The organism is Pseudomonas sp. MWU12-2020 (assembly GCF_023100605.1).
GTDB lineage: Bacteria > Pseudomonadota > Gammaproteobacteria > Pseudomonadales > Pseudomonadaceae > Aquipseudomonas > Aquipseudomonas fluorescens_H.
This window is the reverse complement of sequence record NZ_JALMEX010000009.1, coordinates 1-17,912: the sequence shown is the minus strand read 5'-3', so window position 1 is coordinate 17,912 and position 17,912 is coordinate 1. Positions and strand designations below refer to the sequence as shown.

General features: G+C 60.7%; 8 protein-coding genes. 4 read left to right on the top strand and 4 right to left on the bottom strand.

The annotated features are described in order from the left end of the window. The first annotated feature begins 3 nt into the window (after positions 1-3). Positions 4-597, top strand: a complete 594-nt coding sequence (locus M0814_RS19810) for a DTW domain-containing protein (RefSeq protein WP_103486552.1) — start codon at positions 4-6, stop codon at positions 595-597. A 120-nt stretch (positions 598-717) separates the two neighbouring features. On the opposite strand, the gene M0814_RS19805 is transcribed toward M0814_RS19810, so the two are convergent. From M0814_RS19805 to M0814_RS19795, 3 genes are all read right to left on the bottom strand, one after another. Then, on the bottom strand, positions 718-2,079 hold the full coding sequence (locus tag M0814_RS19805; protein WP_103486551.1) for an HlyD family type I secretion periplasmic adaptor subunit: 1,362 nt from the start codon (positions 2,077-2,079) through the stop codon (positions 718-720). Positions 2,080-2,274: 195 nt separating this feature from the next. Continuing rightward, positions 2,275-4,437, bottom strand: a complete 2,163-nt coding sequence (locus tag M0814_RS19800; protein WP_103486550.1) for a type I secretion system permease/ATPase — start codon at positions 4,435-4,437, stop codon at positions 2,275-2,277. A 157-nt stretch (positions 4,438-4,594) separates the two neighbouring features. Next, complete coding sequence (locus tag M0814_RS19795) at positions 4,595-5,959, bottom strand: TolC family outer membrane protein (protein ID WP_103486549.1); 1,365 nt, start codon at positions 5,957-5,959, stop codon at positions 4,595-4,597. A gap of 531 nt (positions 5,960-6,490) precedes the next feature. On the opposite strand from M0814_RS19795, the gene M0814_RS19790 reads away from it, so the two are divergent. The 3 genes from M0814_RS19790 to M0814_RS19780 all read left to right on the top strand — a co-directional run bounded on the left by M0814_RS19790 (position 6,491) and on the right by M0814_RS19780 (position 16,994). Continuing rightward, positions 6,491-15,097 (top strand): retention module-containing protein, encoded by an 8,607-nt coding sequence (locus M0814_RS19790; protein WP_112997848.1) that lies wholly within the window; start codon positions 6,491-6,493, stop codon positions 15,095-15,097. 1,023 nt (positions 15,098-16,120) lie between these two features. Beyond that, the gene (locus tag M0814_RS19785) at positions 16,121-16,495 is read left to right on the top strand and encodes a hypothetical protein (protein ID WP_112997847.1); all 375 of its coding nucleotides are present in this window, start codon (positions 16,121-16,123) and stop codon (positions 16,493-16,495) included. Between the two features lie 139 nt (positions 16,496-16,634). Beyond that, the gene (locus M0814_RS19780; RefSeq protein WP_112997846.1) at positions 16,635-16,994 is read left to right on the top strand and encodes a DUF6124 family protein; all 360 of its coding nucleotides are present in this window, start codon (positions 16,635-16,637) and stop codon (positions 16,992-16,994) included. Positions 16,995-17,122: 128 nt separating this feature from the next. Here the strand turns inward: M0814_RS19780 and M0814_RS19775 are convergent. Further along, a partial coding sequence (locus M0814_RS19775) for a hypothetical protein (RefSeq protein ID WP_247868522.1) occupies positions 17,123-17,912 on the bottom strand: 790 nt, incomplete at its 5' end.

The following is a 17,912-nucleotide window of genomic DNA, read 5'->3' as shown; positions in this document are numbered from 1 at the left end:
ACCATGTCCAGACCCCAATGCCCGCGCTGCCTGCGCCCACAAACCCATTGCCTGTGCCCGCTGATCCCGAGCCTCGATAGCCGCACCCGAGTGTTGCTGTTGCAGCATCCGAGCGAGGTCAATCACGCGCTCAATACCGCGCGACTGGCGGCGTTGGGTTTGACCAATGCCGAGCTGATTGTCGGTGAGGTGTTCGAGGATTTACCCGCGCTGCTCAACCGGCCGGGGTATCAGGCGCGGTTGCTGTTTCCCGCCGACGATGCGCAGCCGTTGCAGGCTTATCGCGAGTCTGACCAACCGCTGCTGTTGGTGGTGCCGGATGGCACCTGGCGCAAGGCGCGCAAGATGCTCCACCTCAATCCGTTGCTGGCGGCGTTGCCACGGGTGACGCTGGCCGCGGGCGGGGTGTCGCGTTATCGGTTGCGCAAGGCACCGGGGCCGGGGGCGTTGTCGACGATTGAGGCGATTGTGCAGGCGCTGGAAACCCTTGAAGCGCCGACCACGTTTGCGCCGTTGCTCAAACCGTTCGAGGCGTTGATCGAGGGGCAGATTGCGGCGATGGGGGAGGAGGTTTTTCAGCGTAATCATTCAAAATAATGGGTGTTGGTGCGGGCCTCTTCGCGAGCAAGCCCGCTCCCACAGGGGGAATGCATTCCAACTGTGGAGCGGGCTTGCTCGCGAAGGCGTTGGATCAATCACCGCAACTCTCAACAATGCCTACCGCTCACGCATCGCCTCAGTCCGGGCTTTGAGCACCGGTTTGAGCAGGTAATCCAGCACACTTTTCTCCCCGGTAATAATGTCCACCGTCGCCACCATCCCCGGGATGATCAGCAGCGGTTTCACATCCCCGCCCAAATGGTTTTTATCGGTGCGCACCTGAATCAGGTAGAAGCTGTTGCCCTTGTCATCGGTGATGGTGTCGGCGCCGATCAGTTCGAGTTTCGCGCTCAGCCCGCCGTAGATCGTGTAGTCGTAAGCGCTGAACTTGACCATGGCCTTCTGGCCCGGGTGCAGGAACGCGACGTCTTGCGGACGCACCTTGGCCTCGATCAACAGGTTGTCTTCCAGCGGTACGATTTCCACCATGTCGCTGCCCGGTTGCACCACGCCGCCGATGGTGTTGACTTTGAGTTGCTTGATCACCCCGTGTACTGGCGAAGTCACGGTGGTGCGGCTGACCCGGTCGTCGATGGCGATGCTCGACGCAGTGATTTTCGACAGGTCGGTGCGTTTCTGATTGAGGTCCTTGGCGGCGTCGGAACGGAAAGTCTGTTCCGATTCGTCGATCTTGCTCTTGATCTCGTTGATTGCCGATTCCGCCCGTGGAATCGCCAGGGTCGTCGCATTCAGCGAACCGCGAATCTCCACCGCGCTGCGCTTGAGTCGCAGGATCTCCACCGGTGACACCGCACCGGTGCCGACCAGCGGCGCCGACATGTTCATCTCTTGCTGCAATAGCGCCAGGCTGGAACTGTACTGACCTTGCTTGGAGCGAAACTCCGCCAGTTCCTGGGTCTTCTGCCGCAGCTGTTCGGTGAGGGTGCGTTGTTCGCTGGCCAGGCGGCGCTGGCGTTGGTCGTACAGCGCGCGCTCGTCTTCGGCGACCTGTGGCGCCTTGGCGATCACCTCGTCAGACAGTTTGAACGGACGGCCCTCGGCTTCGGCGGAGAGGCGCTCGACTTGCGCGGTCAGGGCGTAACGGTCGGCCTCGCTCTCACCTTTGTTCGACAGGAAACGCGTGTCATCCAGGCGCAACAGCTTGTCGCCCTTGTTCACCATCTGCCCTTCACGCACGAAAATCTCGGTGACGATCCCGCCCTCCAGGTTTTGGATCACCTGGACCTTGCTTGACGGAATCGCCTTGCCTTCGCCCATGGTCACTTCTTCAAGCACGGCGAACTTGGCCCAGACCAGCGCACTGATCAGCAGCGCCGCCGCGAGCCACACGGTGATCCGCGACCAGCGCGGCGAATCCTGCAGCGCCGCGCCAGCGGTTTCCGGCATGAACTCGGCTTCGGCGCTTTTGCCGAAACTGTTGAAGTAGCCGCGTGATTTGCTATCTGAAGATGCAGACATGGGGCGATACCCCTCAGTTAAGAAACATCAAACCGCACAACCCATGCGTCGCCCGGAACACTCACTTGTGGTGAGGGGATTTATCCCCGATAGGGTGCGAAGCGCCCTCAGAGTCTTTGGGGCTGCTGCGCAGCCCATCGGGGATAAATCCCCTCGCCACAGGTTTTGTGAGAGCCATAAATTATGTGCACGCATCTAAACCGCCGCCGAGCCGACGCGGCCCTTGCGCAGTGCATCGATGACCGCTTCTTTCGGGCCGTCGGCGACGACCCGGCCGTTGTCCAGCACCAGCAACCGGTCCACCAGGCTCAGCATCGAGGTGCGGTGGGTGACCAGCAGCAGTGTTTTGCCTTGAACCCAGCCGTGGAGCTTCTGGCGCAGCAGGTCTTCGCTGCTGTTGTCCATGGCGCTGGTGGGTTCGTCGAGCAGCATGATCGGTGGGTCGAGCAGCAATGCCCGAGCGAGTAAAACGGCCTGACGCTGGCCGCCGGAAAGTAGCTGGCCGCGCTCGCCCACTGGCCGGTCGAACCCTTGTGGATGCTGGCGGGCCAGTTCGGTGACGCCTGTCAGCTCGGCGACTTCGAGCATGCGTGAGTCGCTGATGTAGCGGGCGCCGAGGGTCAGGTTGTCGCGCAGGCTGCCGGCCAAAAGCGGCAGGTCGTGGGCGACATAACCGATCTGCTGGCGCAGGTCGGCGACATCCAGTTGCCGCAGGTCGAGGCCGTCGAGCAGCAACTGGCCTTCCTCGGGTTCATAGAAGCCCATCACCAGCCGCGCCAGGGTGCTTTTGCCCGAGCCGCTGCGGCCGATGATGCCGATCCGCTCGCCGGGTTTCATGCTGAAGCTGACGTTGCTCAGCGCCGGCGCGTTCTGGCCGTTGTAGTGAAAGGTCACGCCGCTGACGTCCAGCGCACCTTGCAGTTGCGTGCGTTCCAGTGGCCGCTGCTTGCCGTCGCGCTCCTGCGGCAGGCCCATCAGCGCGTCGGTGCTTTTCATGGTCAGTTGCGCTTGCTGGTAGCGGGTGATCAGCCCGGCGATCTGCCCCAGCGGCGCGAGTACGCGGCTGCCGAGCATGTAGCTGGCCACCAGCGCGCCGACGCTGAGGTTGCCGGCGATGATGCTGTAGACCCCGGCAACAATCGTCGCCATCCCGGAAAACTGTTGGATGAACAGCGTGCCGTTGGTGGCCAATGCCGAGAGGTTGCGTGCGTGGCTGTCGAGGCGGGTGAGGGCACCGTGGGTGCTTTCCCATTTGTGCTGGCGCTCGCTTTCGGCGCCGCAGGCCTTGAGGGTTTCCAGACCACCGAGGGTTTCGATCAGCAGCGCCTGCCGTTCCGCACCCAGGCTCAGACTCTTTTGCACGGTGTCGCGCAGGCGCGCCTGAATCACCATGGCGAAGATGATCGTGATCGGAAACGCCAGCAGCGGAATCACCACCAGCCAGCCACCGAGCAGACCGATCACCACCAGCATCAACACCACGAAGGGCAGGTCGATCAGGCTGGTCAGGGTCACGGCGGTGAGGAATTCGCGCAAGCCCTGAAAGTCATGAATGCTCTGGGCGAAACCGCCGATGGTCGCCGGCCGTGCTTTCATCGACATGCCGGTGATGCGCTCGAATAAAGTCGCGGAAAGGATCACATCGGTTTTCTTGCCGGCGGTGTCCAGCAGGTGCGCGCGCACCACCCGCAGCACCAGCTCGAAGCCGGTACCGATCAGCAGGCCGATCGCCAATACCCACAGGGTCGAGGTGGCCTGATTCGGCACCACGCGGTCGTAGGTCTGCATCACGAACAGCGGCACCATCAGGCCTAAAAGGTTGATCAGAAAACTGGCGAGGATCGCATCGCTGTACAGCCATTTCGACAGCTTGAGGGTGTCGCGAAACCAGGCGTGGACCCGTGGCACCAGCGGTGAGCGCAAGTCTTCGAGTTCGTGGCGCGGACGGGCGAACAAGGCCTGGCCGCTGTAGTGTTCGGCGAGTTCTTCGCGCTCGACCCATTGCTCGCCGCCATCGGCTTCGCTGGGCAGGATCAGCGCTTTGCCGTCATCGCCAAAACGCCGCAATACGGCGGTGCGCCCATCCTTGAGCAGCAACAGGATCGGCAGATTCAGCGCAGAAATATCCTTTAGCTCGCGGCGCAACAAGCGCGCCTGCAAACCGGCCCGGGCCGCTGCGCGGGGCAGCAGATCCAGGCTCAGGCGTTGCTTGTTCAGGGGCAGCCCGGCACTCAGACTGGCGCGACTCACCGTCGCGCCATGCAGTTTGCAGAGGATCAACAGACCGTCGAGTAACGGGTCATCGAAGCTCAGCCGCGGATCGATCCCGGAGTGTCCGCCTTCGGCCATGCTGGTCATATTGATCGCCCCTGTAATGACTGGTCCAACCTTGTGGCGAGGGAGCTTGCTCCCGCTTGAGTGCGCAGCACTCACAAAATCTTCATCGTTGAACGTTTTTGGGGTCGCTGCGCAACCCAGCGGGAGCAAGCTCCCTCGCCACAATGGATCGTGGGACTTACTTCAGTTCGGGCAGGCGTGCTTCATTCTTCACATCGGTTGCGGCTATCGCATCGGCCGGCAGCACCACCCGTTGCTTGCTCAGCAACTGGCCCATGTTCGCCAGTACGCGGTACATCGAATATTCCTCGGTGTAGCGGATTTCGGTGTAGCGACGGTTGGCGTTGTAGAGCTCGTTTTCACTGTCGAGCAAGTCGAGCAGGGTACGTTGGCCCAGACCGAACTGATCCTGATACGCCGCGCGCACACGCTTGGTGGTTTCGGCGTATTCACGGGCGGTCGGGGTCTGTTTCTTCGCGTTGACCATGGCGTTCCACGCCAGGTGGATGTTCTCGTTCAACTGCCGCAGGGCGTTGTTGCGAATGTCCATTGCCTGATTGATCTGGTGTGCATCGGACGCCAGCCGGGCCTTGTCGCTGCCGCCACGGAACAGGTTGTAGTTCATGATCACGCCCACGCGCCATTCGTTGTCGTGGCCTTCATCACCTTGCACGTTGTTGTTCGCGCCCACCGCCGCCTCTGCATCGAAACGTGGATAGAACGGCGACTTGGCGACTTCGTACTGGCTCTCGGCCGACTGCACGTCAGCCTGGGCGGATTTCAGATACGGGTTGTTCTCGACCATGCTCTGCTGGGCTTCCGGCAGGCTGGTGGGGATTTCACCGCGGGTCGAGGGCGGCGTTTCCAGTTCATCGGGCATGCGCCCGACCACGGCGTAGAAGTTCGATTCGGCGTCGGCCAGATCGACTTCGGCGGTGTCGAGGTTGTTCTCCGCCAACGCTTTACGGGCGACCGACTGATCGGAGTCTGCGGTGCTGCCGATACCGCGCTGGGTGCGCAGGCCGATCTGATCGTTGACCCGCAAGTGCGCTTGCAGGTTGTTCTTGGCCAAGGTCACCAGTTCGCGGCGCTTGAGCACTTCGAGGTAGACCTCAATGGTGCGCAGGGCCAGATCCTGGGCGGTGCCTTGCGCGTAATAGGCGCGCGAGTTGGACACGCCCTTGGTGCGCTCGACCTCGTTGGCGGTGTTGAAACCGTCGAACAGCATCTGCCGCAAGCGTAATTCGGACTGGGTGTAGTTGAGGATTTCGGTGTTGTGACCGCTGGGAGTCAAGGCCCGCGTATTGGTGTTGTCGCTGTAGCCGCGACCGTAAGCAGCGTTCAAATCCACGGACGGATAAAAGCCGCCCTTGGCCACTTTCACCTGCTCGTCGGCAGACAGTTTGGCGTCCACGCGCGAGGCGAGTTCAGGGTGGGTGGCGATGGTGCTTTGTATCGCGTCGGTCAGGTTCATGGCCTGAGCTTCGGAAGTGCAAGCCATGGCCAGCAAAACCGCGCTGCAGAGGGGGGTTAAAACGCGCATGGGTGCATCTCCCTGGTCCTGATGGTGTGTTACTGTCGCCAAATATTTGACGATATTTTGAGGTTTAAGCGTTTCACTCTTGTAACAACAGAGCTAAGAACATCCTGAAGCGTAGCTAAGAAAAAATTTTCATAAGGGTTATGCCAAAAAAAACTTATGCGCTGCGACAAATCCGGGACATTGTTCAGGACGAAAGCCTTTGTTTTCCGCGCATCAGGGTGCACGGAAAGGCTTGAGGAAAGTTCCATTCACTTTGCGACATACGGCGAAGTAATGCTGAAGGGGAGGGACGCGTAGCGGCAGATGAGCGACATTTTTTTGTCACTCGGGTGATTCACCACCGTTACGTAGCGTTAGTGGGTTTGCTGCATTGATCAGGAGTTTTAAGTGCTTGATCGCACTGAAGTTTCCTTGTTTGCGCTGCCTGCGAAACGAACTGCCGAGGTGTGAGCGTCACCCCGGCAACCCGATTGAGCCATGGGCTGCTTCGCGAACCAGTGCCGACGGTGGTCGGCAGCGGAGGAAATTCACATGGCAACGCTCATCGGGATCGTCACTAAAGTCATTGGTCAGGTTTTTGCGCAGGGCACCGACGGCACTCGCCGCGCCCTGGTCGAGGGCGATCGCCTGTTTGCCGGCGATCAAGTGATCACCGGGGCAGAAGGTGTCGTCGCCGTTCATCTGCAAAATGGCCACGAGTTGACCCTGGGTCGCGACAGCAGCATGACCATGACCGGGCAGTTGTTGGCCAATCAGGCGCCGCATGTCGATTCGCCAGAAGCGCTGACCCCGACCGAAGCGCAATTGACCGACGTTGAGCAAATCCAGAAAGCCATCGCCGCCGGTGAAGACCCGACCAAAGCCGCCGAAGCGACTGCTGCCGGGCCGAATGCGCCAACGGGTGTACCGGGGGAACTGGGTGGTGGCCACAGTTTTGTGTTGCTGACGGAAGTCGGCGGACGCGTCGATCCGCGAATTGGTTTCCCCACCGCCGGTTTCAACGGGATTCCCGAGTTTCCCCTGGAACGGCACTACATCGTCGATAACAACGGCGACAACACTCCGGCGCCAGTGGTGCCGCCAGCGGTGAATAATCCGGTGACGCTCAGTGGCCTGTCGGTGCCGGGCGGTGAACTGACCGTCAACGAAGCCAATCTGCCCGACGGCTCTGCCGCCAACCCCGCTGCGCTGATTCAAACCGGCAGCTTTACCGTGAGCGCCCCGGACGGTCTGAGCAGCCTGAACATCGGCGGCATCAACGTGATCAGCGGTGGCGTGGCCGTCGGTTTTCCGCAGTCGATCACCACCCAGTTGGGCAACACCCTGACCATCACCGGTTACAACGCGAGCACCGGCGTGGTCAGCTACAGCTACACCCTCAATGGCAATGACGCCCATCCGGCCGGTGGCGGTGCCAACAGCCTGAGCGAGCATTTCACCGTGACGGCGGGTGACAGCAATGGCGACAGCGCCACCGGCTCGCTCGACGTCAACATCATCGACGACGTGCCCCGAGCGGTGAATGACAGCAACACCGGCACCGCGTCGGAAACCAATCTGACGCTGATCGGCAACGTGCTGACCAATGACGTACAAGGTGCTGACCGCGTCGCTGGCGGGCCGGTCACCCCCGGTACTTTCACGGGAACCTACGGCACTTTGGTGCTGCACGCCGATGGCACTTACACCTACACCCTGAACACCAGCGACGCCGATTTCAAAAACCTGCACGGTGGTGGCAACGGTACTGAAACGTTCGCCTACACCATCACCGATTCCGACGGTGACAGCAGCACCGCGAATCTGGTGCTGCAGATCCACAACAACGATGATCCGGTGACGATCAATAACGGTATCAATGGCGGCGTGCTGACCGTGAATGAGGCCAATCTCGGCAGCGGCAGTGCGCCCGATGCAGCGGCGTTGACGCAAAACGGCAGCCTCACCATCACCGCGCCGGACGGCGTCACCACGCTGATGGTGGGCGGTATCGCCGTGGTCACAAATGGCGTGGCCGCAGGCTTCCCGCAATCGATCACCACGCCTTTGGGCAGCACGCTGACCGTCACCGGATTCAACGCGGCGACCGGCGTTCTCACCTACAGCTACACCCTCAACCACAACGACGCGCACCCGACCGGCAATGGCGCCAACACATTGCCCGAACAGTTTGCCGTGACGGTGACGGACGACAATGGCAGCACCGCCAATACCACCATCAGCGCGAACATCATTGACGACGTGCCCAAAGCCGTCGATGACAGCAACACTGGTACTGCCTCGGAAACCAACCTGACCCTGACCGGCAACGTGCTGACCAACGACGTGCAGGGTGCTGACCGTGTACCCACCGGCCCCGTCACTGCTGGCACCTTCACTGGCACTTACGGCTCGCTTGAACTGCACTCCGATGGCACTTACACCTACACGCTGAACCCGACCGATGCCGATTTCAAAAACCTGCATGGCGGCGGCAATGGTACTGAAACGTTCACCTACACCATCACCGATTCGGACGGTGATACCAGCACTGCGAACCTCGTCCTGCAGATCCACAACAACGACGATCCGGTGGTCATCAGCGGCCTGGATGTGAACGGCGGCGAACTCACCGTTTACGAAAAAAACCTAAGTACCGGCAGCTCTCCTGATGCCAATGCGCTGACCCAGAGCGGCACCTTCACGATCACCGCTTTGGACGGCGTGACAACGCTCACTGTCGGCGGCATCGCGGTGGTCACCAACGGTGTGGCCGCAGGCTTCCCGCAATCGGTCACCACGCCATTGGGCAGCACGCTGACCATCACTGGTTTCAACGCGGCCACCGGTGTTGTCAGCTACAGCTACACCCTCGACCACAACGACGCCCATCCAACCGGCAATGGCGCAAACAACCTGCCGGAACAGTTCGCCGTCACGGTGGTGGACGACAACGGCACCACCGCCAACGCCACCCTCGACGTCAACGTGATCGACGACGTGCCCAAAGCGGTGAACGATGCCAACACCGGCACCGCTTCGGAAACCAATCTGACCCTGACCGGAAATGTCCTGACCAACGACGTGCAGGGTGCTGACCGTGTTCCGACCGGCCCAGTGACTGCCGGTACTTTCACCGGAACCTACGGCACCCTGGAACTGCACACAGACGGCACTTACACCTACACGCTCAACCCAACCGACGCCGACTTCAAAAACCTGCACGGCGGAGGCAATGGCACCGAAACCTTCACCTACACCATCACCGATTCCGACGGCGATACCAGCACCGCAAACCTCGTCCTGCAGATCCACAACAACGACGATCCGGTGGTCATCAGCGGCCTCGACGTAAACGGCGGCGAGCTGACGGTTTACGAAAAAAACCTAAGCACCGGTAGTGCTCCTGATGCCAACGCGCTGACCCAAAGCGGCACCTTCACCATCACCGCTTTGGACGGCGTGACAACGCTCACCGTCGGCGGCATTGCCGTGGTCACCAATGGCGTAGCCGCAGGCTTCCCGCAATCCGTCACCACACCGCTGGGCAGCACGCTGACCATCACCGGTTTCAACGCGGCCACCGGTGTTGTCAGCTACAGCTACACCCTCGACCACAACGACGCGCACCCAACCGCCAACGGCGCGAACAACCTGCCCGAGCAGTTCGCCGTCACCGTGGTCGATGACAACGGCACCACCGCCAACGCAACCCTCGACGTCAACATCATCGACGACCTGCCGAAAGCGGTGAACGACAGCAATACCGGCACCGCCTCGGAAACCAACCTCACGCTGACCGGCAATGTGCTGACTAACGACGTGCAGGGCGCCGACCGCGTACCCACCGGCCCCGTGACTGCCGGGACTTTCAACGGCACTTACGGCACCCTGGAACTGCACACTGACGGCACCTACACCTACACGCTCAACCCGACCGACGCCGACTTCAAAAACCTGCACGGCGGCGGCAATGGTACTGAAACGTTCACCTACACCATCACCGACTCCGATGGCGATACCAGCACCGCAAACCTCGTCCTGCAGATCCACAACAACGACGATCCCGTGGTTATCACCGGCCTCGACGTAAACGGCGGCGAACTCACCGTTTACGAAAAAAACCTCAGCACCGGCAGCGCTCCTGACGCCAACGCGCTGACCCAAAGCGGCACCTTCACCATTACCGCTCTGGACGGCGTCACCACGCTGACCGTCGGTGGTATCGCCGTGGTCACCAACGGCGTGGCCGCAGGCTTCCCGCAATCAGTCACCACGCCATTGGGCAGCACGCTCACCATCACCGGTTTCAACGCAACGACCGGCGTGGTCAGCTACAGCTACACCCTCGACCACAACGACGCCCATCCAACCGGCAATGGTGCGAATACCTTGCCTGAGCAGTTCGCCGTCACCGTGGTGGACGACAACGGCACCACCGCCAACGCGACCCTCGACGTCAACGTGATCGACGACGTGCCCAAAGCGGTGAACGATGCCAACACCGGCACCGCTTCGGAAACCAATCTGACGCTGACCGGCAACGTGCTGACCAACGACGTACAAGGCGCCGACCGCGTACCTACCGGCCCCGTCACCGCTGGCACCTTCACCGGCACTTACGGTTCGCTCGAACTGCACACAGACGGCACTTACACCTACACGCTCAATCCCACCGACGCCGACTTCAAAAACCTGCACGGCGGCGGCAATGGCACGGAGACCTTCACCTACACCATCACCGACTCTGACGGCGATACCAGCACCGCAAACCTCGTCCTGCAGATCCACAACAACGACGATCCGGTGGTCATCAGCGGCCTGGATGTGAACGGCGGCGAGCTGACGGTTTACGAAAAAAACCTCAGCACCGGTAGCGCGCCCGATGCCAACGCGCTGACCCAGAGCGGCACGTTCACCATCACCGCACTCGATGGCGTGACGACGCTGACCGTCGGCGGCATCGCCGTGGTCACCAACGGCGTAGCGGCCGGCTTCCCGCAATCCGTCACCACACCGCTCGGCAGCACGCTGACCATCACCGGTTTCAACGCAACGACCGGCGTGGTCAGTTACAGCTACACGTTGGATCACAACGATGCCCATCCAACCGGCAACGGTGCGAACAACCTGCCCGAGCAATTCGCCGTCACCGTCGTCGACGACAACGGCACCACTGCCAACGCCACCCTCGATGTGAATATCATCGACGACCTGCCAAAAGCAGTGAACGACAGCAACACCGGCACTGCTTCGGAAACCAACCTGACGCTGACCGGCAACGTCCTTACCAATGACGTGCAGGGTGCTGACCGTGTTCCGACCGGCCCAGTGACTGCCGGTACTTTCACCGGAACCTACGGCACCCTGGAACTGCACACAGACGGTACTTACACCTACACGCTCAACCCAACCGACGCCGATTTCAAAAACCTGCACGGCGGCGGCAATGGCACCGAAACCTTCACCTACACCATCACCGATTCGGACGGCGATACCAGCACCGCAAACCTCGTCCTGCAGATCCACAACAACGACGATCCGGTGATCCTCAACGGTCTCGACGTCAACGGCGGCGAACTCACTGTCTACGAAAAAAACCTTGGCAACGGCAGTGCGCCGGACGCCACGGCACTGACCCAAAGCGGCACTTTCACCGTGACTGCGCTCGACGGTCTGCAAACCCTGACTGTCGGCGGTATTGCCGTGGTCACCAATGGTGTGGCCGCAGGTTTCCCGCAATCGATCACCACGCCGCTGGGCAGTACGCTGACCATCTCCGGCTATAACCCGACCACGGGTGTCGTGACCTACAGCTATACCCTGGTGCATAACGACGCACACCCGACCGGCAACGGCGCCAACAGCCTCACCGAGAATTTCAACGTGGTCGCCACCGATGGCGACGGCAGCACGGCGTCCGGGCAGATCAATGTCAACATCATCGACGACTTGCCGACCGCCAAAGCCGATACCGGCTCGATGACGGAGGGCGGCACGGTCAACATCAGCGTGCTCGGTAACGACGTCACCGGTGCCGACGGCGCAGCGGCGGGTGGGGCTGTGGTGGGCGTGCGTGCCGGCAGCAACACCGCGAGCTCGGCGATCGGCGGCCTCAACAGCAACATCAATGGCACCTACGGCTACCTGACCCTGGACGCGGCGGGCAACGCCGTTTACCACAGCAACCCGAACTCGGTGAGCCCACCGGGCGCCACCGATACGTTCACCTACACCATCCGCGATGGCGACGGTGACGAAAGCACCACCACCATCACCATCAACGTTGCCGACAGCAAACTGGTGGCCTCGGTGGATCAGGACGTCACGGTCTACGAAAAAGCCCTCGACCTGACCAAGGATGGCCAGGACCTGGCCCCCGGCACGGTCACCGGCAGCGACCCGACCAGCACCGGCGAAACCGCCACCGGCACACTGGTTGGTGCGGTCACCGGTGGCAGTGGCGCGATCACGTACACGTTGGTCGGCAGTTCGACTGGCCAGTACGGGCAGATCCAGCTCAACGCTGACGGCACGTACACCTACACCCTGACTTCGGCACCGAAAACCACGCCAAGCGCCAACGATGGGGCCAACACCCTCAGCGAAAGTTTCACCTACAAAGCCACCGATGCGCTGGGCAACAGCACCACCAGCACCATCGTGGTCAACATCGTCGATGACGTGCCCAAAGCCGTGCCGTCGGATCGCTCGGTAGCGGCGGTAGAGATCGACTCCAACATCCTCATCGTCCTCGACATTTCCGGCAGCATGGCCGACGCGTCCGGCGTGCCGGGCCTGTCACGGCTGGCGTTGGCCAAACAGGCGATCAGCGCCTTGCTCGACAAATATGACGACCTCGGCGATGTGAAAGTGCAGCTGGTGACCTTCAGCAGCAGCGCCACTGACCGCACCTCGGTGTGGGTCGATGTGGCCACCGCCAAAACCCTGCTGGCCGGCCTCACCGCCGGCGGCGGCACCAACTACGACGCCGCCGTGGCGGCCATGCAGACCGCGTTCAACACCGCCGGCAAACAGGACGGTGCGCAGAACATCGGTTACTTCTTCTCCGACGGTAAACCCACCGCCGGCCAGGAAATCGGCAGCGCCGACGAGACCGCACTCAAAGCCTTCCTCGATGCCAACAACATCAAGAACTACGCCATCGGCCTGGGCAGCGGCGTGAGCAACGCCAACCTCGATCCATTGGCCTATGACGGCATCAGCCACACCGACACCAATGCGGTGGTGGTCACCGACCTCAATCAGCTCAACTCGGTGTTGTCGGGCACCGTAGTTGGCGCGCCGGTCACCGGCTCTCTGCTGGGTGACACGGGCACCTTCGGCGCCGATGGTGGTTTCATCAAATCCATAGTGGTCGATGGCACCACGTACACCTATGACCCGAAAGCCAACGGCGGCCAAGGTTCGTTGGTCGCGAGCGGTGGCACCAACCACGGCACCTTCGACACCACGACCAACACCCTGAGCATCGCCACCAACAACAGCGGCACGCTGCAGATCAACCTCGACACTGGCGATTACACCTACATCTCACAGAAAACCACGACCACCGTGATCACCGAGAACATCGGTTTCACCCTCAGCGACAACGACGGCGACCTCGCCAGCTCGACGCTGACCGTGAAAGTGATCCCCAACTCGCCACCCGTGGCGGTCGACGACCATGTCATCACCAACGTGCTGTCGAGCACGGTCACGGTGCCGGGCGAGTTGTTGCTGGCCAACGACAGCGACCCGGACGGCGATCCGCTGACTGCATCGCCAACCACCTTCAACACCGGTTGGGCGGCCAAGGGTGCGGACTTCACCGGCACCGGCGCGATCAACTTCGCCGGCACCGGCAACACCTCTGCCAACCAGAACCTGGCCGACGTACGCGCTGCGTTCGCCGCCAACACCGCAGCGATGACCGCCGTGCTGGTGGTCAGCGGTTACCTCGGTGCGGTGACCACCGCCAATGCCAACGATGAAGACCTGATCACCGTCAAACTGAAACAGGGCGAAACGCTGAACCTGGATCACAACCTGGCGGCCGGCCACGTCACCATGGAGTACTCGGTCAACGGTGGCGCGTTCGTCAGCATCGCCGACGGCGGCACCATCACCGCCAGCGCCGACGGCACCTACCAGATTCACGTCACCAACATCAGCAACACCAGCGGCAGCAACCCGACGGCGGCGGAAAATTACCAACTGACCATGACGGTCAACTACGCCGGCGCCCACGACGTGACGCCAGACTTCAACGGCACCTACACCGCCAACGACAACCATGGCGGCAGCGACACGGCCAACGTCAGCATCACTTATCAGGACGGTCATACGCTCACCGGTACGTCGGGGGATGACATTCTGGTGGCCGGCACCGGCAACAACATCCTTAACGGTGGCGACGGCAATGATGTGCTCAGCGGCGGTTCAGGCAACAACGAAATGCACGGCGGCGCCGGCAACGACTTGCTCTACAGCGGCCCGGGCAACGACATCCTTGATGGCGGTACCGGCATCGACACCGTGAGCTATGCGCATGCGACGGCCGGGGTCACGGTCAACCTGAGCCTGCTCGTGCCGCAAAACACCATCGGCGCCGGCATCGACACCATTACCAACGTCGAAAATCTCATCGGTTCGAACTTCAATGACACCCTCACCGGTGACAACAATAACAACGTGATCAACGGCGGTCTGGGCAACGACATCCTCAACGGTGGCGGTGGCGATGACCTGCTGATCGGCGGTATGGGCAACAACACCCTGACCGGCGGGCCGGGAGCCGACACCTTCCAGTACCTCAAGGGCAACAGTGGCCACGACACCATCACCGACTTCACACCCGGCACCGACAAGCTCGACCTGTCGCAACTGCTGCAAGGTGAAAACGGCACCACCGCATCGCTCGACGACTACCTGCACTTCACCGTCACCGGCAGCGGCGCGTCGGTGCTGACCAGCATCAATGTCAGTGCCATCGCCGGCGCGACGCCGAACCAGACCATCGACCTGGCCGGCGTCAACCTCGCCAGCCACTACGGTGTAACGCCGGGGGCGGGCGGGGTGATCGCCAGCGGACACGACACGGCGACGATCATCAGCGGCATGCTCAATGATCATTCGCTGAAAGTGGACACGGTGTGATCAAGGCCTGAAACGACAAAACCCGCCGTTCCGATCAGTCGGGACGGCGGGTTTTTTCTGTCTGGAGAACGGTGTTGCCAGTGAGTCAGCCTTCGCGAGCAGGCTCGCTCCCACATTGGATTCATGCTGCTCACCATTTTGTGAACAACAAAGCTCCCCCGTGGGAGCGAGCCTGCTCGCGAAAGCGGCCTACCAGTCGACCAATCCCTGACTGAATACTCTCGGTCAAATTGTGGGAGCTGGCTTGCCAGCGATGGCGGCCTACGAGCCGACCAATCCCCAACTGAATGCACTCATTCCAATTGTGGGAGCCAGCCTGCTGGCGATGGCGGCCTATGAGCCGACCAATCCCTGACGGAATGCTTTCGATCAAATTGTGGGAGCTGGCTTGCCAGCGATGGCGGCCTACGAGCCGACCAATCCCCAACTGAATGCACTCAATCCAATTGTGGGAGCCAGACTGCTGGCGATGGCGGCCTATGAGCCGACCAATCCCTGACTGAATGCACTCGATCAAATTGTGGGAGCCAGCCTGCTGGCGATGGCGGCCTACGAGCCGACCAATCCCCAACTGAATGCACTCAATCCAACTGTGGGAGCGGGCTTGCTCGCGAAAGCGGCCTGCCAGACAACATCAAAACAACAGAGCAGACCCCGCACATAAACGCACCCCGCAACCACGTTTAAAGTACACGAACCGTTACGCCATAACGGCTACAACGCCTTGCGCCGTTACCTACGCGTACGCCAGAATCCGCCGGCTTACACGGCTATGCGTCGGGCTTATCGTTTCCCTGTCACTGGAAAACAGTGATCGGGTTTGGTAGCCCATTTCGGTACGGTCGTATGGCGTCACCTTATGCAGCCTCTCTTTTGCGGCTCAGCTTTATATGGTGGACATGCGTGGGGCTCATTCGTGAGCGCCGGGTTCCGTATCGACCGGTCTACCAACCCGCGCATGGCCGCCACCCATCGTTTGGTAGCGAGGGTGATGGCTCCTATTCTCGATACGGAGTTTCATCCATGTTCAAAGCCACACCCAACCCCCCGGACGTCGACCCGATCCCATACGACCCGGCCCTCGACCCACAGAAGATAAAAGCGGCAACCGACCGCGCCATCAACTTCTACCTCAACCCCGGCGCACTGAAGATCTCCATCCCCTCAGTACCGTCAGGCAAATCAAGCAGAATCTTCCTCATCGACCCCACCGTGGACGAAGAAACCTTGCTCGTCGAAGCCTGCGAATCATTAGCCGCCGCCAGTGACATGGCCCGCGACATCGGCGACGTCGTCGACAACCCACAGCGCCGGGCCATGCTGATGCTGCATCAGGTGATCATGCTCAGTGAACTGATGGTCAACCGAGTGCTGGACGGCCGCCGCATCCCGAACTAATCACGCGGCCCCCTGTAGGAGCTGCCGAAGGCTGCGATCTTTTGATCTTGCTTTTAAAACCAACATCAAAAGATCGCAGCCTTCGGCAGCTCCTACAGTGAGTAATCCTTTCAAAGTACCTCGATCGGAGTTCCCGCTGATGCCCGAAACCCCACCCAATCCGCCGGCCACAGACCCGGTGTCACCCTACGAAACCCTCAACTCCCGAAAACTCCACGAAGCCGCCGAACGCGCCCTCGATCACTACCTCGCGCCCGCGCACATCATGGCGACGCCTTACAGCCCCAGCAGCATGTTCATGGTCAACCCGCAAACCGACACCGAATCCCTGCTGGCCAACGCCTGCGAATCCCTGGCCTCGGCCACGGTCATGCTCGGTGACTTCGCCGGGATGCTGGAGGGGCCGAGCCGCAATACCGCGCTGGGCATTGCCCAAGTGGTGATGCTGGGGGAGTTGGCGGTGAATCAGGCGCTGGACAACGTGGTGCCCAAGGAATAGGCGCCAGCAGTTCTGGCCCAATCGCGAGCGGGCGAAGGCCTCTAGGCGGGAGTTGCCGCAGGCTGCGATCTTTGGCCCTGTCTTTGACAAAAAAATCAAAAAATCGCGGCCTGCGGCAGTTGGCTCATTTAAAGGGGTAGCGCTAAATCAAAGAATATATTGTCAAGATAGCTAGTGCTCATGCCATAAACCAGTAGCCGTGTAAGGGCTCTGTCGGGTGGTACTGAATAAACAAACGAGGGGTTTGTATTGTATGAGTAAGTCTTGTTTTCCAGCAGTGTTGCTCCGTCGTAGTATTCAATTCTCAATCCATTGCCAATCACGGCTGTAAAACGAAATATCTTTATGGGTTTCAGTAAGTCAATGCTGAAGTTTGAACCGGACGCAAAGAAAATATATTTACCCTGGATGTTTATATTTGGCTGTGCCGTATCCCTTATTGAGACACTTCCCGCCCTCTTGTTGATAATCATGGTTGGAAGAACCAAGGGAACTCCAATCTGAAGTTCACCCAGCGGAGCAGTATCAAAGCCTTCAAAATCAGGCACCGGGCTAGTTATCCTGCGTACATCGTAAATGCTTGGAGCAGACGGCCCATCCGTGCCACCAGCCTTTCGCTTGACGGTATAAGTCAACACGATGCTCTTGCCTTCTGCGGCATTGATCACACTGTGAGGCACCTTGATCGAGGACAGTTCGTGGTCTTCTTCCTCAAGCTTCACCAGATAAGAAGGAAGAAGAGTGGGGGCGGCGCCTTCTATCTCAACGGTGACCACGACTTCATCATCCGTTTTGAGTTTAGCCGAGGCGCCGATGACAACGGTCGCGCCGGTTGTAACGTCGTCCGGATTCAACTGGTCGCCTTTTGCTTCCTGGATAGTGGCACACGGCAACTTGGATGATTGAGGCTCGCCAATA